Source organism: Bradyrhizobium niftali (assembly GCF_004571025.1).
GTDB classification, from domain to species: domain Bacteria; phylum Pseudomonadota; class Alphaproteobacteria; order Rhizobiales; family Xanthobacteraceae; genus Bradyrhizobium; species Bradyrhizobium niftali.
Genome location: NZ_SPQT01000035.1, coordinates 72,634 through 97,484, shown reverse-complemented (window position 1 = coordinate 97,484; position 24,851 = coordinate 72,634). Strand labels below are relative to the sequence as shown.

The 24,851-nt window shown below is 63.6% G+C and carries 19 protein-coding genes; 8 read left to right on the top strand and 11 right to left on the bottom strand.

What is annotated here, in order from left to right; genetic code table 11:
* The 3 genes from E4K65_RS40045 to E4K65_RS40035 form a co-directional block, all read right to left on the bottom strand.
* Positions 1-2,680: NAD-glutamate dehydrogenase domain-containing protein (locus tag E4K65_RS40045; protein WP_167771537.1), on the bottom strand; the 2,680-nt coding region annotated here is incomplete at its 3' end.
* Positions 2,681-2,960: 280 nt separating this feature from the next.
* The gene (locus tag E4K65_RS40040) at positions 2,961-5,255 is read right to left on the bottom strand and encodes an MHYT domain-containing protein (protein WP_135178784.1); all 2,295 of its coding nucleotides are present in this window, start codon (positions 5,253-5,255) and stop codon (positions 2,961-2,963) included.
* Positions 5,256-5,446: 191 nt separating this feature from the next.
* Entirely contained in the window at positions 5,447-6,010 is a 564-nt protein-coding gene (locus E4K65_RS40035) for a TetR/AcrR family transcriptional regulator (protein ID WP_135178783.1), read from the bottom strand.
* A 116-nt stretch (positions 6,011-6,126) separates the two neighbouring features.
* On the opposite strand from E4K65_RS40035, the gene E4K65_RS40030 reads away from it, so the two are divergent.
* The 4 genes from E4K65_RS40030 to E4K65_RS47890 all read left to right on the top strand — a co-directional run bounded on the left by E4K65_RS40030 (position 6,127) and on the right by E4K65_RS47890 (position 8,350).
* Positions 6,127-6,783, top strand: coding sequence for a glutathione S-transferase (locus tag E4K65_RS40030; RefSeq protein WP_135178782.1), 657 nt, complete (start codon positions 6,127-6,129; stop codon positions 6,781-6,783).
* A gap of 279 nt (positions 6,784-7,062) precedes the next feature.
* Positions 7,063-7,728 (top strand): class I SAM-dependent methyltransferase, encoded by a 666-nt coding sequence (locus E4K65_RS40025; RefSeq protein WP_167771536.1) that lies wholly within the window; start codon positions 7,063-7,065, stop codon positions 7,726-7,728.
* 117 nt (positions 7,729-7,845) lie between these two features.
* The gene (locus tag E4K65_RS40020) at positions 7,846-8,061 is read left to right on the top strand and encodes a hypothetical protein (RefSeq protein WP_135178780.1); all 216 of its coding nucleotides are present in this window, start codon (positions 7,846-7,848) and stop codon (positions 8,059-8,061) included.
* Positions 8,062-8,191: 130 nt separating this feature from the next.
* Positions 8,192-8,350, top strand: coding sequence for a hypothetical protein (locus tag E4K65_RS47890; RefSeq protein WP_167771535.1), 159 nt, complete (start codon positions 8,192-8,194; stop codon positions 8,348-8,350).
* Between the two features lie 102 nt (positions 8,351-8,452).
* Here E4K65_RS47890 and E4K65_RS40015 read toward each other — a convergent pair whose 3' ends face one another.
* From E4K65_RS40015 to E4K65_RS39990, 6 genes are all read right to left on the bottom strand, one after another.
* A complete protein-coding gene (locus tag E4K65_RS40015; RefSeq protein WP_135178779.1) occupies positions 8,453-9,481 on the bottom strand; it encodes an alpha/beta hydrolase in 1,029 nt (342 codons plus the stop codon).
* Between the two features lie 164 nt (positions 9,482-9,645).
* Complete coding sequence (locus tag E4K65_RS40010; protein ID WP_135178778.1) at positions 9,646-10,668, bottom strand: LLM class flavin-dependent oxidoreductase; 1,023 nt, start codon at positions 10,666-10,668, stop codon at positions 9,646-9,648.
* Between the two features lie 186 nt (positions 10,669-10,854).
* A complete protein-coding gene (locus E4K65_RS40005) occupies positions 10,855-11,316 on the bottom strand; it encodes a hypothetical protein (RefSeq protein ID WP_135178777.1) in 462 nt (153 codons plus the stop codon).
* A 329-nt stretch (positions 11,317-11,645) separates the two neighbouring features.
* Positions 11,646-11,993, bottom strand: a complete 348-nt coding sequence (locus E4K65_RS40000; protein WP_135178776.1) for a hypothetical protein — start codon at positions 11,991-11,993, stop codon at positions 11,646-11,648.
* 26 nt (positions 11,994-12,019) lie between these two features.
* Positions 12,020-14,473, bottom strand: coding sequence for an arylsulfatase (locus E4K65_RS39995; RefSeq protein WP_430649051.1), 2,454 nt, complete (start codon positions 14,471-14,473; stop codon positions 12,020-12,022).
* A gap of 309 nt (positions 14,474-14,782) precedes the next feature.
* The gene (locus E4K65_RS39990) at positions 14,783-15,712 is read right to left on the bottom strand and encodes a LysR family transcriptional regulator (protein WP_135178775.1); all 930 of its coding nucleotides are present in this window, start codon (positions 15,710-15,712) and stop codon (positions 14,783-14,785) included.
* 119 nt (positions 15,713-15,831) lie between these two features.
* On the opposite strand from E4K65_RS39990, the gene styA reads away from it, so the two are divergent.
* Positions 15,832-17,082, top strand: coding sequence for a styrene monooxygenase subunit StyA (gene styA / locus E4K65_RS39985; protein WP_135178774.1), 1,251 nt, complete (start codon positions 15,832-15,834; stop codon positions 17,080-17,082).
* A 24-nt stretch (positions 17,083-17,106) separates the two neighbouring features.
* A complete protein-coding gene (styB, locus tag E4K65_RS39980) occupies positions 17,107-17,592 on the top strand; it encodes a styrene monooxygenase NADH-dependent flavin reductase subunit StyB (protein ID WP_135178773.1) in 486 nt (161 codons plus the stop codon).
* A 64-nt stretch (positions 17,593-17,656) separates the two neighbouring features.
* On the opposite strand, the gene E4K65_RS39975 is transcribed toward styB, so the two are convergent.
* Both E4K65_RS39975 and E4K65_RS39970 read right to left on the bottom strand, forming a co-directional pair.
* Positions 17,657-18,703: an AraC family transcriptional regulator gene (locus tag E4K65_RS39975; RefSeq protein ID WP_235885932.1), complete on the bottom strand. Its 1,047-nt coding sequence runs from the start codon at positions 18,701-18,703 to the stop codon at positions 17,657-17,659.
* A 146-nt stretch (positions 18,704-18,849) separates the two neighbouring features.
* Positions 18,850-19,923 carry an AraC family transcriptional regulator gene (locus tag E4K65_RS39970; RefSeq protein WP_235885931.1) on the bottom strand — a complete coding sequence of 358 codons (1,074 nt, stop codon included), beginning with the start codon at positions 19,921-19,923 and terminating at the stop codon, positions 18,850-18,852.
* Between the two features lie 416 nt (positions 19,924-20,339).
* Here E4K65_RS39970 and E4K65_RS39965 point away from each other — a divergent pair, with 416 nt between their 5' ends.
* Together E4K65_RS39965 and E4K65_RS39960 are read left to right on the top strand one after the other, a co-directional pair.
* Positions 20,340-23,906 (top strand): autotransporter domain-containing protein, encoded by a 3,567-nt coding sequence (locus tag E4K65_RS39965; protein WP_167771533.1) that lies wholly within the window; start codon positions 20,340-20,342, stop codon positions 23,904-23,906.
* Between the two features lie 43 nt (positions 23,907-23,949).
* Complete coding sequence (locus E4K65_RS39960; RefSeq protein ID WP_135178771.1) at positions 23,950-24,765, top strand: outer membrane protein; 816 nt, start codon at positions 23,950-23,952, stop codon at positions 24,763-24,765.
* Positions 24,766-24,851: the final 86 nt, after the last annotated feature.

The window sequence follows — 24,851 nt, the reverse complement described above, 5'->3', positions numbered from 1 at the left end:
CGTCGCCGTCGAGATTGTCGGTGAGTTCGAGCAGCGAGCGAACGAAGATGCGATAGGCTTCGGTACCTTCCGCGAGCCACGCCTCGCGATCGGAGGGCGGCGGCAGGCGCTTGGGCACGAAGCCGCCCTTGGCGCCGACCGGCACGATCACGGCGTTCTTGACCTGCTGCGCTTTCACTAGGCCGAGGATCTCGGTGCGGAAATCCTGCGGCCGATCGGACCAGCGCAAGCCACCGCGCGCAACCTTGCCGAAGCGCAGGTGAATGCCTTCGACGCGGGGTGAATAGACGAAAATCTCATAGAGTGGTCGGGGAGGGGGCAGGTCATCGATCTTGCGCGCGTCGAACTTGAAGGAGATCACCGGACGCGGATGTCCGTCCTCGCCGACCTGCCACAAATTGGTGCGGATGGTCGACTGCACCAGATTGGTGAAACGGCGCAGGATGCGGTCTTCGTCGAGCGAGGCGACGGATTTGAGCTGCTCCTCGATCTCGGCAAGCAGAGTTGTCTCGCGCGCCGAACGCTCGCGATCGGTAAGGACGAGGCGCGGATCGCGGGGGGCCTGGAACAGCGCGACGAGGTTGGCTGTGATCGCGGCGTTCTTGCGCAAGGTCTCCCACATATAGTCCTGGGTGAACGGCGCGCGGATCTGGTGCAAATAGCGGGATAGCGCCCGGATGGTCGAGACTTCCCGCCAGCCCAGGGCCGTGCGCAGGATCAGGGCGTTGTATCCGTCGGATTCGGCGCGATCGGTGACCACCGCCATGATTGAGACTTCCAGCCGATGGCTGAATTCCCGGCTGATCTCGATCGGCTGGCCGTCGCTGGTCTCGATCGTCATGTCGTGCAGCCATACCGGCTCGGGCCTGTTGCCGGGCACGATCTGATAGGTGCGTTCGTCGACCACGCGCAGGCCGTGATTTTCGATCACCGGCACGCGATAGGACAGCGATAGCGGCGCGGCGTCCGAAAACACCTTGAGGCCGAAGCGCCTGGGATCGTCCTCCTCGAAGCGGTGAACCGAAATCGTCACCGGGCGGGCCGGCGTGAGCTTCTCGATGGTGGCGATATCGGCGATCGCCTGTTCCGCCGTGGACACCTCGGTATAGCCGCCGGTAAAGGCCTGGGCATAGCGATTGGCGAGCATGCGCGCCCGCATGCCATCGGTCGACGCAGCCAGCGCGGCCTTCAGCTTGTCGGCCCAGGTCGCGGCAATGGCGCTGATCCCTGCTTCCAGCGTGGCGCGCTCGACGGCGGGAGTCTTACCTTCATAGCGGCCGATGATGTAGTGGACGCGCGCCAATGCTCCTTCGGGGAAGGACACGTAGGAGGCCGACAGCGTCCCCTTGTAGATCTGCGCCAGGAAGGCGCCGACGCGCGTGCGCACGTCGGTGTCGTATTTGTCGCGCGGAATGAAGACGAGGATGGAGACGAAGCGATCGAACTTGTCGACCCGGGCCAGCGCCCGGACGCGGGGGCGCTCATAGAGGATCAAGATCTCCATGACGAAATTGAAGAGAGTGTCGACGTCGACCTGGAAGAGCTCGTCGCGCGGATAATCCTCGAGCATATGCATCAACGCCTTGCCCGAATGGCTGTTCGGGTCGAAGCCGGCGCGCTGGAGCACCCGTGTCACCTTGTGGCGGATATAGGGGATCTGTCGTGCCGAGCGCGTATACGCGCCCGAGGTGAACAGGCCGACGACGCGCAATTCGCCCTCGAGCCGGCCGTCGGGCGCGTAGAGCTTGATGCCGACATAGTCCATCCGGATGCGGCGATGAACGCGGCTGCTCACATTGGCCTTGATGACGATCAGCAGGGTCGGCTCGCGCATGAACTCGCGAATTTCCGGCGTCATCACCACCATTTCGTTGCCGCGGCGCAGGACCTTCGCATCGGGATCGCGGAGGATGCCGAGGCCCTCGGCGGTCGTGATGTCATCCGACACGTCGCTCTCGGGCGAGAAGCGATATTCGCGCACGCCGAGAAAGGTGAAATTGTCTGCGCACAGCCATTGCAGGAACTGGTTGGCCTCGGCGACCTCGTCGATCGGCAGCGGCGGCGGATTGGACGAGAAAGTCTTGATCGCGTCCTCGACCCGGTCGCGCATGGCGCGCCAGTCGACGACGCAGGCGCGCACGTCGCCGAGCGTCCTGGTGAGGCCGTCAATCAGCCTGTCGCGGTCAGCGTCGGCGTCCAGGCGGGTCATGTGGAGGTGAATCAGGCTCTCGCGCGCGCCCTTTGATCCCTCGGGGAGGGCTTCACCGTAGAAGTGCAGCAGCTTGCCCTGGTCATCGCGCTCCACTGCGATGATGGGGTGAGCGACGAGGGTGACTTCGATGCCCTGCTCGGCGATTTCCGCCATGGTGGAATCGAACAGGAAGGGCATGTTGTCGTTGAGGATTTCGAGCACGGAGATCTCGCGCCCATCCGGCATCATCGGATTGACGATGCGGATATCGGCACGACCGGCCGTGCGCCGCTGCACGTGCTCCCAGGCCTGCTCCGCCAGGAGGGCGAGCGAGGAGGCATCGTAGTTGGCGAGATCCTCGCTATTGGTGTAGCCGAACAGAAGCTCGGCAAAGGTCCGGGGGGCCTTGCCCGGCTGCACGCTTTCCGCCGCGTCGTGGATCAGAGTTGCCCGGGCCTTGTCGTCGCGCCATGCCACAGCGTCCTCCATATCCCGGCCGACGAACCGCAAATGCGGTCAGGCGTTGTTTTTGGAGTGCGTCTCTGCGCGCGCCATCGTCTCGACCGTATTTCAATCGCGTCGGTCTTGCGGCCTTCACGATACTAGCACCCCGAAGCTGCCATGGCGCGCAGAGTTATGAGGCGTGCTTAAGGCCGAAGTCGGCGGCGAGGGTCGCTGCGCCGTGAGCACTTGCAACATCACAAGGAGTTTCAACAGTGTAGGAGTTCGTGGTTTTGTTCCGGATGGCGCGCCATTCATCATCAGGCCTTCATGCGCTCTTCGGCCGGAACGCGACGACGGATCCGGCCGGCTCGTCCTCGCCCATCGCCGCCTCGATCGCCTTCGCAAGTGCGGCCTGGTCGAACGGTTTTGCCAGGCGCGGCAGGCTGGACCGCGCGTCGCTCGGGAGGTCCGCGTATCCCGTGCTGAGGAGGATGACCGTCTCCGGGCGCTCCGCAGCGATGGCGCCGGCAAGCTGCAGGCCGGTCATGCCGGGCATGGCATAGTCGGTCACGACCAGGTCGACGGTGCGCGTGCGGCGGAGCAAAGCCAGTGCCTCGTCGCCCGAGCGCGCCTCGACCACGATGTGCCCGAGATCCTCCAGCATCGCTGCCGTGTTCTCGAGCACCAGGAGGTCGTCGTCGACGACGAGCACGGAAAGCTGCCGGCTGGCCCGGGCTACGGGTGCCGGAGCCGCCGTACGCGGGTCCGGCTCCACGGTCGCCTCGGCGATCGGCAGCCAGATGTCGGCCGTCGTGCCCTCGCCGGGACGGCTCTTCAGGACGAGCCTGCCGCCGGACTGCTCGGCCAGTCCGTGGACCATCGACAGGCCGAGCCCGGTGCCTTTGCCGACGCCCTTGGTCGTGAAGAACGGCTCCTGGGCGTGCTTGAGAATCTCGTCGCTCATGCCGCAGCCCGTGTCGCTGACCGAGAGCACGACATAACCGCTGCTCGAAGGGCCGCCTTCGCCCTGCTCCTCGTGCGCGGCGATGGTGATCAGGCCGCCGTCCGGCATCGCATCACGCGCGTTGACCGCGAGGTTGAGGATCGCCAATTCGAGCTGGTTGGCGTCGACCTTCACCTTCGGCAGATGCATCGGGAACCGGGTCTCGACAGCAATTCCGGCTTCGAATTTCAGCAATGACGCCATGCCGTGCACCAGCTCGCCGACATCGACGACCGCCGGCTTGAGGTGCTGTTTGCGCGCGAAAGCGAGCATGCGCTGGGTCAGGGAGGCGCCGCGCGCCGCGCCTTGCATCGCGTTCTCCACCAGGCGCTGGATCTTCGGATCGCCCGTCGGCAGGCGCTTCTTCAAGAGCTCGAGGCTGCCGAGAACGGCCGCCAGCAGGTTGTTGAAGTCGTGGGCCACGCCGCCGGTGAGCTGGCCGATGGTCTCCATCTTCTGCGACATCATCAGTGCTTCGCGCGCGCGATCGAGCGCTTCCTGCGCCCGTCTCCGTTCGCTGACGTCGCGTACGATCTTGGCAAAGCCGGCGATTGCGCCGCTTTCGTTCCGGATCGCGACGATCGTTGCCTCCGCCCAGAAGCGGCTGCCGTCCTTGCGCACCCGCCAGCCTTCGATGGCGGACTTGCCCTCCCGCTCGGCTTCAACGAGCGCGCGCGCGGGCGCCTCGGCCGCGCAATCTTCCTCGGTGTGAAAAATGGCGTAGCTCGTCCCGACGATGTCGTCGCCATAGCCCATCAGCCGGCGCGCGCCGAGGTTCCAGTTGCCCACGCGCCCGTCCGGATCGAGCATGAAGATCGCGTGGTCGACGATACCTTCGACCAGCAGCCGAAAGCGTTCCTCGCTGCGCCTCAGTGCGTCGGCCTCGCGTTGGGCGCGCTCCGCCGATGCCCTGTCATAGACGGCAGCCGCGATTCCGATGCTCAGGATCATGATGGTGATGCCGGCGAGCAGGAACGCGAGCGGCGCCTGACCGACGCCGAGATGTCCTGCCTGCCGGGCCATGGTGCTCGTCGGCACGAACATGGCGCCTTGCATCGCGGCGTAGTGCATGCCGGAGATCGCAAGGCCCATCACCAGGCCCGCGAACAGCCGCTGGACCGCGTTGGTGTTGCGAAAGGCGAGCCAGAGCGCCACGATCGAGGCGCTGATCGCGATCAGGATCGAGGCCACGACCCAGCGGGGATCATATTGGATGAGGGCCGCCATCCGCATCGCGGCCATGCCGGTATAGTGCATGCCGGAGATGCCAAGTCCCATCGCGAAGCCGGATGCGAGCAGCGCCTGCGGGCGTCGTCCGACAACGGTAAAGGCGGCAGCGGCGACGACGATCGGAATGACCAGCGAGAGCAGAGTCAGGAATGAATCGTAGGAGATCTCGATCCCAGGCAGGCTGAAGGCCAGCATGCCGACGAAATGCATCGACCAGATGCCGCCGCCCATGGCGATCGCAGCGGCTGCCAGCCAGGATCGGCGGGCCCTTCCCGAAGCAGCTCGCATTCGGGTCGCCAAGTCCAGCGCCGTATAGGAGGCGAGGGCCGCGATCAGAATCGATAACGCGACCAGGACGGGATCGTGAGAAGCTGCATGATGATGCATTTCGGCCAACGCTAGCCGAGCTTGCGTTCGGGCTTACGCATGAGGTCCTCCCCCGACACCGAAATCGTCCGCGGCACCACGATGGGCGCCGCAGGCGTCCACGAAGTTCGAATCGGCCGCCATGGTGCACGCAATCGTGCATTGCCGCCACTCTCATGGCGTGATCGGGGGCGGCCCGCGGGAACCATCCGTTATGCCGGCAGCAGACCGGCCGCGCGGTAGCTGTCGATCAAGGCGTCGTAGAGCGAGAGATCCGACCGGCTCCGCGCCAGGAGCTGGGCGCCGGCGATAGCGGCGAAGATCGCGCGTGCGCGCCGATCGCTCTCCTCGGAACCGGCCAGCGCCGCAGCGGACAGAACCTTGCTCAGCCAGGCGACATTCACATCCGCAAACGCCTGCACCTCCCGCTTCACCGCGTCCGGCAGGTCGTCATGCTCGGCAGCCATGAAGCTGCACAGGCACATGCGGTTGCCGTTCTCGAGCGCCTTGCGAAAGACGTCGGGATAGCGGTGCAGGCAGCGCAGGGGATCCTGGGTTTCGGCCAGCATGGCTTCGAGCGCCGCCGCGGTGTCCTCCCAGTAGCGTCTGGCGACTGCCGCGCCGAGATCGGCCTTGCTCGGGAAATGATAGTGGATGCTGGCGGCCTTGATGCCGACTTCAGCGGCGAGGTCGCGGAAGTTCAGGCCGCCATAGCCGTGCGCCTGTGCGGTGCGTTTGGCGGCCGCCAGGATGGCTTCCCGCGCGCTGGAACTCATGTCGGCGCCTCACCGCTTCGTTATCTACCAAGTGACAGATAGGCTTTGACCGCCAGGTTTTGAAGGCTATAGTTGCCTACCAAGTGGCAGGTAGATAAAAGCGAAGAGGTTCAACGATGAAGATTCATGATTGGGCCACCGGCCCTTATCCGGCCCGCGTCCGCATCGCCATCGCCGAGAAGAACCTGCGGCCGCGCGTCACATTCGTGTCGGTCAACCTGCGCAAGGGCGAGCACAAGAAACCCGAATTCCTCGCCAAGAACTACTCGGGCACGCTGCCGGTGCTCGAGCTCGAGGACGGCACCTTCATCGGCGAATGCACCGCCATCACCGAATATCTCGACGCGCTCGACGGCGCGCCCGTGCTCACCGGCAGGACGCCGCGCGAGAAGGGCGTGATCCACATGATGAACAAGCGCGCCGAGCTGGAGCTGCTCGACGCGATCAGCGTGTACTTTCATCACGCGACGCCGGGGCTTGGGCCCGAGGTCGAGATCTATCAGAACGCCGAGTGGGGCTTGCGTCAGCGCGACAAGGCCGTCAGAGGCATGCACTACTTCGACGGCATTCTGAAACAGCAGCCATTCGTCGCCGGCGAAGCCTTCTCGATGGCCGACATCGCGGTCATCGGCGGCTTGATCTTTGCGGACCTCCTGAAGCTGCCGGTGCCCGCGGAGTGCGAGGCTCTTCGCGCCTGGTACGCCCGGATGCAGGAGCGCCCGAGCGTCAAGAACCGGGTGACGATGTCAGAGCCGGCCGACGCGTCCGCCTGACATCGGGCAGCGCCACCGCGAAGTCGCGTCGAAGCAGGTGGGTTCGAACTCGTTCCATCGATGACGCTCTCCATCGGTGCGGCGGAGCAAACCTTCGATGCTCGACCGGCTGACGCCGGTCGTGCGCGTCGGCACGTTGTCGTTGACGTCGCCGCACGATCATTAATTTGAAACAATGACGATCGTCAGCACAAATGCTAGGTCGAGTCGCAGGTCACGACGCTGGGCTCCCCAGGCCGGTCAAGACAATCTCAGCGCGTGTTGAAATCCGAGGGCTCAATGGGACGACTACTGAATATTGTGACGCCACTGCATAGCGCGACCAAGCGCGACTACATGGGGCGCATGAACGACGACAAGATCGGCTGCTCGCTGAAGGCGCGGGAATACGAGTTCGATTACTGGGATGGCGATCGTCGCTTCGGCTATGGCGGCTACCGCTTCATCGAAGGGCGCTGGGCGCCGGTCGCCAGGGCGCTGATCGAGACCTATGGCCTGAAGGATGGCTCCAGCGTGCTCGACGTCGGCTGCGGCAAGGGCTTCCTGCTGTACGAGATGCAAAAGATCCTGCCGGGCTTGAAGGTGGCCGGCTTCGATATCTCCAAACACGGTCTTGCGAGTTCGCACGAGCAGGTGCGGCCGTATTTGTTCAATCATCGCGCCCAGGACGCCTATCCCTATGGCGACGACAGTTTCGACCTCGTCATCTCGCTCGGCACCCTGCACAATCTCAGGCTCTACGAGCTCGATGCCGCGCTCAAGGAGATCGAGCGGGTCGGCAAGAACAAATTCGTCATGGTCGAGGGCTACCGGAACGTTGCCGAGCTGCACAATCTCGAATGCTGGGCGCTGACGGCGGAGTCCATCCTGCACACCTCCGAATGGATCTGGCTCTACGGAAAGCTCGGCTACACCGGCGATTACGAATTCATCTATTTCGAGTGACCGGGCGCGGCGGGCGAATGCGGCATTGAAGTCCCGGAACGTTACGACGACGTTTACCAATCATCGAAAGCAAATCGTAGCGGTGTCTTGGTATAGGCGAGCGACCGGGTGGGAACCATGCCGCTGCTCGACATACTGACCATCTACGTGCTGATGCTGGCAGTCATGGTGCTGCTCGGCGCGCTCAAGGCGCTCTACACGGCGAAGGCGCTTGGCCGCAATCGGGTCGAGGTCGCCGTGAACGAACGCGTTCCGCTCGCGCCCGACGCGCCCGACCGTCTGGCCCCGGCCTTTGAACACGCGCGAGGCGCAACGAAACGGGCGGCAGCCTGATTTCGGTTGAAGATCGATTGCGGCGGCGCAGCCGGCCAGATCACCTGTAATCTGCTTCACACGCAAATGCGGCCAATGGCGCTAGATCAACTTAGGCCTCGCCTACGAGCGGCCTGGTTCGGAGCTGGCGATGATGGCTGCACTGGCAAGGGCGATATCCCGTGCGACGAGAATCAACGTCGCTGTCGAAACTCTGAAAATCATCATGATCTTCTCGGGTGCGGGCCTGCTGCTCTCCCTCGTGGCCGCGATGATCTACGGAAAGGCCCTGAAGGCCGCCTTGTTCTGACATCGTGGAGGTTGGCCGCCTCACCGCCACCCAAGCGCAGGCGCGGCATCGCTGCGCCCCGCGTCCATCGAGAAGTCTACAATGCGCCGCAAGTGCACGTTCTTACGCGGCCGTACTGTCGATCGAACGGCGGATCTCCCGCTGCACTTCCGCGCTCGATAGAAACAGATCGTGATTGATGATGCTCCAGCCTTCCTGGGAAGCATCGACCACGCGCACGCCGAGCCGCTGGATGACAGCCTTCTCGGCGGCGCCGACCCTGGTCATTCCACCCGCGATTTGTCCCGACAGCGCCAGAGCGCGATCGTTCGTCGCGGCGATCACGGTGATCTTGCCGGCAAGCGGACCGATGCGGTGGATCGCCGACGTGAACACGTCCATGTCGATGTCGGGTGCGGCAAACACGACCGTCCCGATCCTGCTCGTGACAGTGTCGCCGTATCGCGCATAGAGCTGACGCAGGCTCTCGAGCGTCAGCATGGTCCCCATGCTGTGCGCAACGATGTGCACGCGGCCGCCGCCTGACGTCGACACCAGGGAAGAGAGCACGCGTTCGAAATCGTCGCGGGACCACATCGCACTGTCCCGGTCATAGGCATAGTCGAACAATCCTGCCTTGGAGGGCCAGGAGAACACCATGGTCCGGCCGCGGAACTTGATCCCATCGGAGAGATGGGCGGCGTCGAGCGCGGCCGTCTCGAATGTCTGCTTGAAGCCGTGCACATAGATCAGCACGTCTCCTCCCGTGCCGCCCTGCGCAAGGAGATCGCCAATTTCGGTTTGCACCGGTTCGACCTGATCAAGGCGCCAATCGCCCAGTCCGACCGAGGCGAGGGAAAGTCGGCTCTCGTCCGGCGCCACCAGCCTTGCTCGCGCGACCGTCATTGCGGTCGCGCGCTCAGGCCCGAACCAGGGTTTCGTGCGGCCGCCCTTCACGGGCTTTCGTGTGGTGGCGACGAGCAGTGTGGGATCAGCGGAAAGGGACGACGCGTCGTAGCGCGCGCCGGTCGCGCCCAAGCCTGCGCATCCGCCCAGCGCGAGAGCACTGCCTGCCGAGACAAGCCCGCGCAGGAGCGCGCGGCGCGAAGGAGAATGATGAGAGTCGCGTTGTGAAAGATGTCGGACGATCACGCGGAACCTTTGGGAACTATGCCCACCATAGCGCCGCCCCGCCTACTCCCTGAATGACAATGGGGGCGAGAAGACGGCGGAGCAGCGTCCTGGCAGGTCGCGTGTCATGGCGTCCGTTCGTCGGTCTGCGAGCGATGCGACGAAGTTCCAACGCCTGGCATCTCTCAGCGCCACCCAAGCGCTGGAGCGACGTGCGTCAAGATCGCCTCGATCGCATGCGCGCAGTAGGCCACACCGAGCTGATTAGGAATGGTCAGCAGCAACGTATCGGCCTCGGCGATCGCCTCGTCTTGCCGCAGCTGCTCGATCAGCACATCAGGTTCGGCAGCATAGGAGCGGCCGAAGATCGCCCGTGTCTGCGGGTCGATGAAGCCGATCTGGTCTTCGCCGCCGCGCTCGCCGCCGAAATAGGCGCGGTCGCGATCGTTCATCAGCGCGAAGATGCTGCGGCTGACGGACACGCGCGGTTCGCGAGTGTGGCCGGCTTCTTTCCATGCGGCGCGATAGGCGCGGATCTGGGCGGCTTGTTGCACGTGAAAAGCTTCGCCGGTCTCGTCGTTCTTCAGCGTCGAGCTCTGCAGGTTCATGCCGAGCTTCGCGGCCCACACCGCGGTGGCGTTGGAGCCGGCGCCCCACCAGATCCGCTCACGCAAGCCCTGCGCATGCGGCTCGAGGCGCAGCAGCCCCGGCGGGTTCGGAAACATCGGCTGCGGATTGGGCTCCGCGAAGCCTTCGCCGCGCAGGAGATCGAGAAAGACTTCCGCGTGGCGGCGGCCCATGTCGGCGTCGCTCTGGCCCTCGGCCGGCCGATAACCGAAATAGCGCCAGCCGTCGATCACCTGCTCGGGCGAGCCGCGGCTGATGCCGAGCTGGAGCCGGCCGCCGGCGATGAGATCGGCGGAGCCGGCGTCCTCCACCATGTAGAGTGGGTTCTCATAGCGCATGTCGATCACGGCGGTGCCGATCTCGATCTTGCTGGTCCTAGCGCCGACCGCGGCCAGCAGGGGAAAGGGCGAAGCCAACTGGCGCGCGAAGTGATGCACGCGGAAATAGGCGCCGTCCGCGCCGAGCTGTTCGGCCGCGACGGCCAGCTCGATCGATTGCAGCAGCGTGTCCGCCGCCGAGCGGGTCTGCGATTGCGGCGAGGGCGTCCAGTGTCCGAAGGACAGAAATCCGATCTTTTTCATGCGGGCAACATATGGATGATTGGAAGGGTTTGCGAGACGTCGATCGGAGGAAAGATGGCAATACGGGGTGTGCACCCGTAAGCCCTCTTTGGGGGAAAGCAGATTAGGCGCGGTTTGGACTGCTGCCCGATAGCGGGCCACGAACTCAGATCGCTCAACTTCAATCGGCCACGCCGAGAAGCGTCCTCAGATGTCGCAACCGGTCAAATTCAATGCCTTGCGCAAGCCACCAAACGCCTTGAGCCGACAGGGCTCCGCATTGCTTGCGGCCTTTGAGCGCTGGAAGTTGGCAGTTCGCTTGACAACGGGTGCCTTCGGCCTGGGACGTTCAGCGGTCGCGATCTTTTTCGGATTGTGCCGATGACGGACGATCGGCTCCGGCTCGGACGAGCCAATATGGGCGTCTTCTGGCGGAGCAACGCGGTCTTCCACCGAAGCAGTCTGTGTCGGCATCGCGCTGCTCACGGCGGCCACGTCAAGGCGGTCAGCCTTCGCCAGGGCGTCGTGTGAAGCAGAAGTGCCCGCGTCTTGCTCGGCAAGCGGCTGCACGATCGCGGCCGCGCGACGCGGTGGCGCTCTCAGCTCCATTGCCGACAGCATTCCTACACTCAACAGGATGAGCAGGCCCAACAACGCCATTCTCAGCATAATGCGCCTCTGACCCAGATTCGTGCCGCTGAAAATTCTCCGCGCCAATGAGGCAACTTGTCGACGGCTGCCGACTTGCGACGAATCATTTGCCGACAGGGTTAACGTCGGTGATGCTCCCGCACGTGCCGATAATGCCGACGCTTAAGTCAATCATCGGCCGGGCAAGGAGATTGTTCCGTGTCACCTAGCGTCCCGCGCTGTAGCGGTTAGGCTGTGTACCTATAAACCCGCCGGCGTCATGTGACTGGTGACCACGTCCGCTTTGCTCCTATAGCGACCAAGTTCGTGCGGCAGGGCAGTATGTCGCGAAGGGCGAAACGCGGACATTAGTCACGTCGGATTCGCGTGAATTCGCGAGTGAGAAGCACAGTCAGGATAAAGTGAAGAACAACCACCGGCCACAGCAGGACACCGGTCAAACCGCCTGCGAAACCGAGGTAGGCAAGAAACAGCGTGACCAGTGCGTTGTAGGTCAGCATTCCGACGAGCGGAGGACCTGGCCAGCACGCGATTCCTAAACCGACCAGGGCGATGCCTGCAACGCGAGCAACTGGTATTGCGACGCCCGTAAGCTGTTCACGCAGCAACAATTGCACAACCAGCGACGGAACGATCAGCAACGCCAATCCAGTAGCGGCTTCGGCGATAGCGGCGAAAGTCAGCGCATTCTTCATCGTTCCGCCATACCGTTGCGAGGCTGTTAAGGCTTGGCTTTAGCCTCCTGCTCCGGCGTAAAGGGTTCGAGTTTAAAGGTCAGCTTGTCGATCTTGCCGGTGAACTTGAACGGCGGGTCATAGCGGTACTCGACCATCGCGACACCAGAGCGGGTATCCAGACCGACATCGAAGGTTTCGTCCTCCGGGAAGGTGACGGGAATGGTGTTCTCCATGGATTTCTTGGCGACTTCCTTTCCGTCCACGGAGAGCACGCCGGTCCCGCCCTTGCCCAAACCTGGACCGTCGCATTTGAAGTCGAAGACGATGGTGTGCTTGCCGGCGCCCAATTCCGGCCCTTCCCACATAGTGCGCTTGAGATCGAGCAGGTTATAGAGAAACACCACCTTGCCACGGCCGATGCCCAAGTCGCCCTTGCTCAGGAACAGGCCGTAACCGCCGAAGCGTCCACCCTCGGTGACGATCATGCCTTCCGCACGACCCTCCTCGGGGATCGTGACCTCGGCAGTGATGGTATAGGACTTGCCCAGAATGCTCGGGGCCGCGCTTGCGGGCACACCACTTAGTTCGCCCGAATAGGTGAAGACCGTTCGTCCCGCCGTGAGGTTCGGGCGCGGTGCATTCCACCTCGATAGCGTGGAATTATCGAGCGGCAGCACGTTGTACTTCTTTGCCTCGCAGTAGAACAGGTCCTGGAGCTGCTTGAGCTTGTCCGGCATCTTGGCGGCCAGATCATTGAACTGGGTCGGATCCTCCTGGACGTTGTAGAGCTCCCAAGTGTAGCCGGTGATCACATCCGGAGGCGCGGCGCTGCTCAGCTCCCACGGAAGCGTCGCCGGCGTCGTGGCCGCCACCCACCCGTCGCTATAGATGGCGCGATTGCCGAGCATCTCGAAATATTGGGTAGTGTGCTTGGTCGTTGCGCTAGCGTTCGCCTTGTCCCATGTGTACGCCATGCTGACCCCTTCGATGGGGATCTGCTTGATGCCGTTGACCGTATCGGGTTGTGGAATGCCGGTTGCCTCGAAGATGGTCGGCACGATGTCGATGACATGATGGAATTGGCGGCGGATGCCACCCACATCGTTGATATGGCCGGGCCACGACATGGCGACGCCTTGGGCCGTGCCACCGAAGTGCGATGCGACCTGCTTCGTCCACTTGAACGGAGTGTCCATCGCCCACGACCAGCCGGCCGCGAAATGTGGGAATGTCCGATCTGATCCCCAGAACGGATACCAGAGAAACTGGTCTTTCACCGGCACAGGAACACCATTGAATGTGGTGAACTCGTTTGGTGTGCCGTTGACCATGCCTTCAGCGCTCGCGCCATTGTCGCCGCCGATATAGATGATCAGGGTGTTGTCGAGCTGGCCGAGGTCTTCGACAGCCTGGATGACGCGACCGATCTCATTGTCAGCGTAAGCGAGGTAGGCCCCGTAGACGTCTGCTTGCTTGATGAAGAGCTTCTTTTCGTCCCAACTGAGCGAATCCCACTCCGGCAAGCCCTTCCGCCAGGGCGTCAGCTTGGCGTTTTCGGGCATGATGCCCAATCGCTTCTGGTTGGCGAAGATAGTCTCACGCACTTTGTTCCAGCCGTCGTCGAACAGGTGCATGTCGCTGATCTTCTTGATCCATTCCGGCGTCGGATGATGCGGCGCATGGGTGGCGCCTGGTACGTAATAGACAAAGAACGGTTGGTCGGGCGCAAGCTCCTTGAGCTGCTTCATGTACTGGATGGCATCGTCCGCCATCGCCGTTTCCATATTCCACTTGGGATTACCCTCGAATGGATAGATGGCCGTCGTGTTGCGGAACAGGTTCGGTTGCCATTGGCTGGCGTCGCCGCCGACAAAACCGTAGAAATAATCGAAGCCCATGCCGTTCGGCCACTGATTGAACGGCCCGGCTTGGCTCGACTGGTACGAGGGCGTGTTGTGGTCCTTGCCGAACCACGAAGTTGCGTACCCGTTCGCTTTTAGGGTGGTGCCGATCGTACCTTTCTCGATCGGGATGATCGAGTCGTAGCCCGGGAAACCCGTCGAAACTTCGCCGACCACCCCGTAGCCGACCGAGTGATGGTTGCGTCCCGTGATAAGTGCCGCCCGCGTCGGCGAGCAGAGCGCGGTCGAGTGAAAATTCGTGTAGCGCAGGCCGGCGTTTGCGATGCGATCCATGGCAGGCGTGGGTATGACGCCGCCAAAGGTGCTTGGTGCACCGAAGCCCTGGTCATCCGTCATGATGAGCAGCACGTTGGGCGCGCCCTTTGGTGGCACGACGCGCGGGGCCCACCAGGACGTCGACTCCGAGGCTTTCTCCTTGATCACCCCGCCAAATTTCGGATCGGGCGGCGGAAGTTGTTTCCCGTCGAGCGTGGTGGTGGCGCTGGGCGCGCCTGGGACACCAGTGATCTGTTGGGCCAATGCCGAGGTACAACTAAGGGCGAGAAGACCAACGCTCGCAAACAGGCTGTGACTGATTTTCACGACGAAACCCCCGGTCGGAGTTCTTTGCAGAAAATCGGGTCGCGCATTTCGATAGAAACAAGAACAATGGTCGCATGAGCAGACCGCACTTTGATCCAGATCAACTCCGTTGCTTGGACAGAGGTGGGACCTTTAACGGCCTTCTGGGCCGAATTCTTGTACTCGCGCTATGCAAATTAGGTCGTTGATCGAACCGCTTATGCTGTGTCGCCCAAAACGGGCACGACCCTTGTCGCCGATGTCCGTTGCGGGTCAAAGGCTGCCCTTGTTAGCTGGCATGACGTTGGGCGGGCAGGGGCGGCCTCAACCGCCTGCGCCGGCGGTGCGGGTATGCGACGGGGCTGGCGCAAAATGCTCGGCGCGTTCGACCAGGAGATCCAGGAAGCTTCGCGCGCGGAGCGACATCCACTGCGTCTCCGGATAGACCGCATGCAGGGGCAGTGCGGCAATCGTGTAGTCCGGCAGCACATGCTCGAGCTCGCCGCTGCGAAGACCCTCCGCTGCATTCCACTCGGGCAGGATGGCGATGCCGAGATGATGCATCGTCGCCTCCTGCATCGCATCGGCATCGTCGACGTGAATGGGTCCGTTGATGGATGCGACGTGACGGCCATGCTCGGAGTCGAAGGCCCATTGCTGCGCCGGCGACATCCGCGAATAGACGATGCACTGATGCGAGCCGAGATCGTCCGGCGTCCGCGGCAGCGGGCGGCCGTGCAGATAGGTCGGTGTCGCCACCAGGTAGCGCTGCACGGTGCCGAGCCGGCGGGCGACGAGCGTGCTCGCCTCCAGATTTCCAATCCTCAGCGCAAGCTCGATACCTTCTTCCACCAGATTGACGAACCGCTCGCTGAAGCGAATGTCGACCCGAACTTCCGGATAATTCCGCACATATTCGGCGATCACAGGCATCATGTAGCGCCGCCCGAACGACGACGGCAGGCCGATCCGGAGCGTGCCGGTCGGGCGGGGCGCCGCCTGTTCGACACTCGACCGCGCCATGTCGAAGCTGTCGAGGATCTGCCGCGCGAGATCGTAGATCCGGTGCGCCTCGGCCGTCGGCTTCAGCGTGCGCGTCGTACGCGAAAACAGCTGCGTGCCGAATTCGCTCTCCAGCATCGCGATGCGCTTGCTGATCGCGGGCTGGCCGATGCCGAGTTCCTTGGCCGCAGCCGAGAAGCTGCCACCCTCGAGGGTGCGCACGAAAGCGCGCAGGCAATCGATCCGGTCCATAATTCATTCCGATCTGGAATAAATTATATCCCATTTATTCCGTAGTGGGCAAGGCGGCGGGCCGCTAGGCTTCCTCAAAACAAGCAATCGCAGGGCAAGGAAACAGGGGAGGGGACGACATGGCACGCAACATTGGAATTGTCGGCGCCGGAATCGCCGGCCTGCATCTCGCGCTTTACCTGCAGAAGCATGGCGTGGACGCCACCGTGATCACCGACCGGCCGCCGGAGGATTATCGCAACATCCGGCTGCTCAACACCGTCGCGCACCACCACGTGACGATCGCGCGCGAGGACTATCTCGGCGTCAATCACTGGGCCGATCCGAAGGACCATTATTACTACCACGATCATGTCTTCAATTTTCCGCAGCCGCTGAGCTTTCGCGGTGATTTCTCGAAGCCGAGCCGCGCCGTCGACTACCGGATATATCTCCCCGAGCTGATGCAGGACTTCATGAAGCGCGGCGGCAGGATCGAATACCGCCGCATCGAGGAGCGCGACATCCGTCCGCTGGTCGCGCGCTTCGATCTCCTGGTCGTCTCGACCGGCAAGGGGCCGTTGGGCCAGCTCTTTGCTTACAGGCCGGAGCACACGCCCTATTCGCAGCCGCAACGCCGGCTGTGCGTCGGGCTCTACACCGGTGTGCGGCAGCCCGATCCCATGAACGTCACGCTCTCGGTGTCACCAGGACATGGCGAGATGATCGTGATCCCGACCATCACCTTCGGCGGCATCGCCAACGCGCTGCTGATGGAGAACGTGCCCGGCGGCGACATGGAGGAGCTGGCGACGCTCAGCTACGACGACAACCCGAAGCACTTCTTGAAGGTGCTCCTGGGCAAGCTGGAGAAGCATCACCCGACCACCTACGATCGCATCGACACCGCGCGCTTCGATCTCGCGCAGCCGCAGGACCTGCTGCAAGGCGGCGTGGTCCCGACGGTGCGCAACACGGTGGTCGAATTCGACGACGGCAAATGCGCGATCGCGCTCGGCGACGTTCATGCGATCGTCGATCCCATGATGGGGCAGGGCGCCAATGTCGCCTCCTATGCGGCGTTCGTGCTCGGCGAGGAGATCGTCAACGCCGATGCGCTCGACGCGCGCCTGTGCGAGAAGATCGACCTGAAGCGGCAGGACCGCGTGCTGGCGGCCTCGCGCTGGACCAACGTGATGCTGCAGCCGCCGACGGAAGCGCTGGGCATGCTGATCGGCGCGATGAGCCAGAATCCGGCGCTGGCGAACGAGTTCACCGAGAACTTCAATTATCCCGACAGGCAGTGGGACCGCATCGCCACGCCGCAGCGCATCCAGTCCTGGATCGAACGCATGTCGGCACCATCAGAGCCCGTCAGGGCGATTGCGTGAGGATCGATGCGGGCGAGGAGTGAGATGCCGCGCGTCAATCCCGCATCATTCCGCGAAGCCGCGTCGCGCTTCGCGACCGGCGTCGCGGTGCTGACCGCGCTGGACGAGCACGGCCGCGTCTGCGGCATGACCGCGAACAGCTTTGTCACCGTCAGCCTGTCGCCGCCGACCGTGCTGGTCTCGGTCATGCCCGGCCGGATGCACCGCGCGATCACGGCGACCGGACGCTACTGCGTCAACGTCCTCCCCGAGCACGGCCGGGACCTGTCGCGGCATTTCGCGAGCCAGCCGAACACCGGCGCGGTGCCGGATTACGACATCATCGACGGCCTGCCGCGCTTGTCCGGATGCATGGCCTATTTCGCCTGCGAGGTCACACGCCACGTCGACGTCAGCGACCACACGCTGATCATCGCCGAAGTCTCGAGTTGCGATTACAGCGACACCACGCCGCTGGTGTTCTTTTCCAGCAGGTATCATCTCGGACCGGGCGTGCCGGTGGATCGGTGACGCTCGTGCTTTGTCTCATGGGCCGCATCAGGCGTAGGCAACCCAGCCGCGCGCGTCGTCGCCCTCAAGCAGAGCGCATGTCGGACGGCGTGACGCCGAACCGCCGTCGAAACACGCGGTTGAAATAGGACACGTCGGGAAAACCCGCCGAATGGGCGAGGTCGGAGACCTTGCGCCATCGGTTGAGTGGATCGAGCAGCAGCTTGCGCACGAGCAGCAGGCGTTGTTCGAGCAGGAATTCGGTGAACGTGGTTCCCGTCTGTTCGAACATTCGCTGGGCGTGGCGCGGACTTAGGCCGGCCTTCTGGGCGACCGAATAGATGGTCAGATCATTTCGGCTCAGATTGGCGATGACGTCGGCGCGCAGGAGGTCGAGCCGTGCGGCGGAATGCCCTCTGCTGTTTGCCAATTCCGTGCGGTCGGCGTCCGTCCCCAGCAACAGGGCGATGAGATCGACCATGTGCTGCGCCATCAGGTGCTGGCCGACCACGTCCGTGTGTGGGCCAACATTGGCGGCAAGTGCGTGGTAGCGTAGAATCGCTTCTCTTATGGGAGCTTGACCGCCAAGAACCATCCCCAGCCGGTCCTCGGCCTTGGGGCAGATCGTCAGGAGCAGGGATCGCGGAATGCGTATGGCCTTGGCCTCGCAATTGTTGCTCATGCGCGTGCCGCAGAGCACGCTCATGTCGCCGAGACCCATTTGCGATTCCGACAGCTCGATCGAATGTTCCTCATGCCGCAGGAGTATGCGGCCGGACGTGGCGATGACGAGGGACAGGCCGTCGTAACCGTCCTTCAGGGTTTCGCGCGTGCGCGAGATTTCAGCCGATGATCCGCTGGCGACAGCCATCATGACGCCGCCCAGCAGGCTGACCTGCAATTTGCAGTCGATGGTGTCGCCGGCGCCCGGCTGGATGTCGACCCGGAAAGTACGCCGGCACAACTCTTCGCGCCATCGTTCGTAGTCGCGCCCGTGCGCCGGGCCCGTGTAACGGTTGACAAAGAAATTCGGCGCGTCCGCTTGTTGCATCAAGACTCCGTTCGATTGCGACAGCTCACCATACCCGGAGATTTCCTGGGCGAAAGGCCGGGCCTGCAGATATCGCGCCAACCTAGACGATTGGCGTGGGAGCCCAATCGTGGCGAAACCGGTATTCCCTGTGTTTCGATGCTCCGCGATGCTCCCAAGGCGCTGCAGGTGAAGCGAATGGCGCCCCGTTCCAAGACAGCGAATTCTGTGAGACATGAGTCTCGCCCTCAGGCGGCGCGCATGTCGGACGGTGTGACGCCGAACCGCCGTCGAAACACGCGGTTGAAATAGGACACGTCGGGGAAACCCGCCGAATGGGCGAGGTCGGAGACCTTGCGCCATCGGTTGAGTGGATCGAGCAGCAGCTTGCGCACCAGCAGCAGGCGCTGCTCGAGCAGGAATTCGGTGAATGTGGTTCCGGTCTGTTCGAAAATCCGTTGGGCGTTGCGTGGGCTGACGCCGGCCTTCTGGGCGACCGAATAGATCGTCAGATCACCGCGGCTCAGATTGGCGATGACGTCGGCGCGCATGAGGTCGAGCCGTGCGGCAGAATGCCCTCTGTAGCTCGCCAGTTCCGTGCGGTCGGCGTCCGTGCCCAGCAACAGGGCGATGAGATCGACCATGTGTTGCGCCATCAGGTGCTGGCCGACCACGTCCGTGTGCGGACCGAGATTGGCAGCGAGAGCGTGGTAGCGTGCGACCGCTTCTCTGACGGGAGGTTGTCCGCGAAGAGCCAGCGCCAGCTGGTCCTCGGCTTTCGGGCAGATCGTCAGCAGCAGGGTTCGCGGAATGCGAATGGTCTTGATCTTGCTATGGTTGCTCATGCGCGTGCCACAGAGCACGCTCATGTCGCCGAGACACATTTGCGATTCCGACAGTTCGATCGAATGTTCCTCGTGAGATATGAGCACGCGGCCGGACGTGGCGATGACGAGGCACATGCCGTCGTAGCCATCCTTCAGTGTGTCCCGGGTGCGCGAGAATTCAGCCGACGTTCCGCTAAAGGTACCTAACAGGACGCCCCCCAACAGACTGGCCTGCAATTCGCAGTCGATGCTGTCACCGGCGCCGGGCTGGACGTCGACCCGGAGCGTGCACCGGTACAGTTCCTCGCGCCATCTCTCGTAATCGCGTCCACGCGGCGGGCCCGTGTAACGGTTGACGAAGAAATTCGGCGCGCCCGCCCGTTCCATCATGACTCCCTTCGCTTGCGACAGCGCACCATACCCAGGGATTGCCGAAGCGAAAGGCCAGCGCCAGCGGATATCGCGCCAATCTAAACGATTGGCGCTGGAGTCCAATCGTGGCGAAGCCGATGTCTCTACGCTTCGACCGCGTCGCTATCGGGCGGCGAGCCACGCGGGCAGATTCGGTCAGCGGTTGAGCTGGAAGCCCATTTTGACGGCGTTTCCGCCCGTGGCCGTTGTGCATCAAGGCGCCGCGGACACGTTCGCAGAGCGCTGCGAGTGAAGCGATTGGCGCTGCGTTCCAAGACAGAAAACGCCGCATACCTCACTGATGTCAGACGCAGTTTCAGTGCGATTCAGTCCCGCAATGTAGCCGGGACTGATCGCCTGACCGGTGTTCGCATCGGGATCGATAATGGTTTCGCACGAGGTCATGCATGCCGAAGGGTTCACGTCTTTCATTCAATCCCGAGGCAGGTACGGACCGGGCTGTTGTTCGCGGAGGCTTTGCTCCCCGCGCGACCACGCTGATGGCGTTGCTGATTGGTTCGACCGCGCTGACGGGTATGGCGCTGGCGCCGGCCCGTGCGGCCTCGCCGGTGTGGCTCGGCACAGTCTCGGGCGATTGGTTCACTGCCGGCAATTGGAATACATCCGCAGTGCCGAACGCGGCAGACACGGTCACGATCGACACGACCTCGCCCAATAGTACCGTCATCAACGGCGCAACGGCCGCCGCGCAGCAGACATTCGTGGGTACCGCAAGCCAAGGCAACCTTACCATCGGCAGCGGCGGCATCCTGAACGACGCCTACGGCTACATCGGCTATCTTCAAGGCAGCAACGGCAGCGTGTCCGTCAGCGGCGCCGGCTCAGCCTGGAACAATACGGCCAATCTCAGCATCGGCCGTCTTGGCGCCGGCGGCCTCGGGATCTCGGGCGGCGGTGCGGTGACCGACGTCAACGTGTCGATCGGCGGTGGCGCCAGTGCCTCTGGCATCGTCACAGTGACTGGCGCGGGATCAACCTGGACCAATTCCGGCGATGTGTATGTGGGTGACCTCGGGTCCGGCACCCTGGCGATTTCGAATGGTGCCAGCGTCACCACGGTTGGAAACAGCCTCGTCGGCAATCTCAACACGGGTGCAGCGACGGTCACGGGGATCGGATCGAGCTGGGCTGCCGGCGCAAGCCTCGTGGTCGGATTGGGCTCCACCGGCACCCTGCAGGTGTTGCAGGGCGGCTCAGTGAGCGCGACGACCATCGAGATGGGCTCCGCAATCGGCGCGCAAGGCACCGCCACCATCGACGGCGTGGGCTCAGCGCTGGCTACGGGAACGTTGACTGTCGGGGTCGACGGTACCGGCCAACTGACCGTTTCCAATGGCGGCTCCGTCAGCAGCACGAGCGCTTTCCTCGGATACTACGGCGGTTCGAGCGGCTCGGTCCTTGTGAACGGCGCTGGATCGACCTGGGCCACCGGCACGCTGAGCTTGGGTGAGGGCGGCACCGGCGTCCTGACGATTTCGAATGGCGGCATCGTGACGAGCACCGGGGCCATCAATGTCGGCGCCAGTGCCGGCGCGACAGGCACTATTCTGGTCGATGGAGCAGGCTCGGGCCTGGGCCTGAACTCGAACGCGACCTTCGCCATCGGTGCGGCCGGAACCGGTACGCTCAACATCACCAATGGCGGTGCCGTCGCCGTCGGCAACGCGGCTGTGGGTTTCGGGCCCGGCTCGACCGGTTCAGTTCTCGTTGACGGCGCCGGGTCGAACTGGATCACAGCCAACACGCTCGCGCTCGGGTTCGCCGGCACGGGAACGCTGGTGATCTCCAACGGCGGTGCGGTCTCGACCGGCACTGGTGGGATTGGCGTGAGTTCGGGCGGGAGCGGATCCGCCGTGATCGACGGCGCCGGGTCGTCATGGGGAGTCAGTGCCCTCTATGTCGGCCTCAATACCACCGGCTCGGTCGCGGTCACGCATGGTGGCAGCTTGATCAACCTCCAAGCGATGATCGGAGCGAGCGGCGGCTCAACCGGCAGCGTCACCATCGACGGCGCGGGATCGTCCTGGACCAATCAGCTGTTTCTTTCGATCGGTGACCAAGGCACTGGCAAGTTGACGATCGCCAATGGCGGCGCGGTTTCCGCCAATGGCATGTTCTTGATCGCCAATCACGCCGGCTCGAACGGCGCGCTCAACATCGGCGCGGCGCCGGGCTCCGCGGCGGCGGCGCCTGGCACATTGACAACAGCCGCGGTCCAGTTCGGCGCCGGCACCGGTGCGATCAATTTCAATCATACGTCGGCGAGCTATCTGTTCTCGGCGAACATTGTTGACAGTGGGCCCGGCAACAGCGGCACCGTCAACCAATTGTCGGGCACCACGATCCTCACCGGGAACAACACCTATACCGGGCCGACCACCGTCGATGGCGGCACGCTGTCGGTGAACGGCTCGATCGCGAACTCCACCACCACCGTAAATGCCGGCGGTACGCTGGGCGGCATCGGCATGGTCGGCGACACCACGATCAGCGGTGGCGTGCTGGCGCCGGGCAACACAAACTCGATCGGCACGCTCACCATCGCAGGCAATCTGGTGCTGACCACGGCCGCGACCTACATGGTCCAGGTTTCCGGCACATCCACCAGCAAGACCGTGGTCGTGGGCGCGGCGAACCTCGCCGGCACCGTCGCGGTGAATCTGACCGGCCGCGTCTCGGCAACCACGACCTACACCATCCTCACGTCGGCGAACACGACCGGGACGTTCGATTCGGTCTCGATGAGCAATTCTGCCTACGCTCGCAACGCGCGGGTCACCTACTCGGGCAACAACGTGCTGCTGACGCTCGACCCGGGATTGCTGTCGCCGTCGCTGCCCGGCTTCGCCAACATCAACCAGAAGAATGTCGCCGCAGGGATCGACAACGCGCTGCTCGCGGGCGGCTCGATGACGACCGGCTTCAACACGCTGTTCAACGCGACGGGCCAGAACCTTCTCAACGGGTTGACGCAGGCCTCCGGCGAAGTCGCCACCGGCGCCCAGCAAGGCACCTTCAACGCCATGGGCCAGTTCCTCAACACGCTGCTCGATCCGTTCTTCGGCAACCGCAACGATCCGGCCGCGCCCGCGGGCGGCGCATCGCGATATGCCGACGATGGCGCCGCCGCACGCGCGAACGCGGGTCGCGACGCCTACGCGGCGATCGGCCGGCAGGCGCATGGTGCCGGCGACTCGTTCACGCAGCGCTGGAGCGTGTGGGCCGCCGGCTATGGCGGCTCGCAGACCACCGACGGCAATGCGGTGGTCGGCTCGAACACCGCGACCAGCCGCATCGCCGGCGTGGCCGCGGGCGCCGATTACCAGATATCGCCGAACACGCTGGTCGGCTTTGCGCTCGGCGGCGGCGGCACCAGTTTTGGTGTCGCCAATGGGCTCGGCAGCGGAAGCTCCGACCTGTTCCAGGCCGGCGTGTACGCGCGCCACACCACGGGCAATGCCTACGTTGCCGGTGCGCTCGCCTATGGCTGGCAGGACGTGACGACGGATCGCACGGTGACCATCGCGGGTGCCGACCATCTGCGTGCCCGGTTCAAGGCCAACGCGCTGTCGGGACGCCTCGAAGGCGGTTATCGCTATGCCACGCCCTGGATGGGGATCACGCCGTATGCGGCGGCGCAATTCACCAGTTTGTACCTGCCGGGCTATGGCGAGCAGGCGATCTCCGGCGCCAACACCTTCGCGCTGAATTATGCCGGCAGGGACGTCACCGCTGCGCGCGGCGAGCTCGGCCTGCGCACCGATCGATCCTATGCGCTGGAGACCGCGATCCTCACGCTGCGCGGCCGTGCGGCCTGGGCGCACGACGTCAATCCGGATCGCGGGATCTCCGCCACCTTCCAGACCCTGCCGGGCGCGAGCTTCGTGGTGAACGGCGCGGCATCCGCGCACGATGCCGCGCTGCTTACGGGCGCAGCGGAGCTGAAATGGCTGAACGGCGTCTCGCTGTCCGGCACTTTCGAGGGTGAGTTCTCCAACGTCACCCGCAGCTACGCCGGCAAAGGCATCGCCAGATATCAGTGGTGAAGTGCACCAACAGCTTTCAGGCGTTCGTGTTGAGGAGTTTTTGGTGAATCGGATCATGATTGGAATGGCGGCGGCGGTGTCGCTGCTTGCAACGGGCGCGATGGCTGCCGACCTGGCGCCGAGGCCCACCGTCAAGGCGCCGCCGATGGTCGATCCCGGCTACAATTGGACGGGGTTTTATGCGGGGTTGAACGGCGGCTATAGTTGGGGCCGCTCCAACGCCACGGTCCTGCCGACCACCCCGCTTGCTGTAAGCATCGGACAGAACGTTGATGGGGGGCTTGGCGGCGGTCAGATCGGCTACAACTGGCAGGTCGATCCGAAATGGGTCCTGGGTGTCGAGGCCGATATTCAAGGCACCGGCGAGCGCGGCCGTTCGATTGACACGCTGGCGGCGGTCAGGATCGGTTCGGTTGGCCTTACCGGCACTGCCAACAGCAGCACTGATTTTCCGTGGTTTGCAACCTTCCGCGGTCGCGCCGGACTTTTGGCCGATCCCAGCCTGCTGCTCTATGCGACCGGTGGTCTTGCGGTCGGAGAGGTCAAGTTCGGAACTCAGGCGACGCTGACCGGGCAACTTTTCGACGGTAACAACGCTCCCGCCGGAGCGCCGGTTACGGTTGTCGGTGCGACCGTCTCAGAGAGCCAGATTCGCTGGGGCTGGACCGCAGGGGCCGGCATCGAAAAGAAATTCAACCGCAACTGGTCAGCAAAACTCGAATACCTCTATCTCGATCTGGGGTCGGCCACCTCCTTCGGCGGGACTGCCAACGAGACTACGGTCAAGTTCCACGATCATGTCCTGCGTGCCGGCTTCAATTACCAGTTCACGCCCGGACCAGTGGTCGCCAAGTACTGAGCGCCGGAAGCCAAAAGGCGGCGGATTCACAACCCGCCTAAGCCATTGATCCCGCTAGCGCCGGCTACTGTGCATGGGGTTGTTTT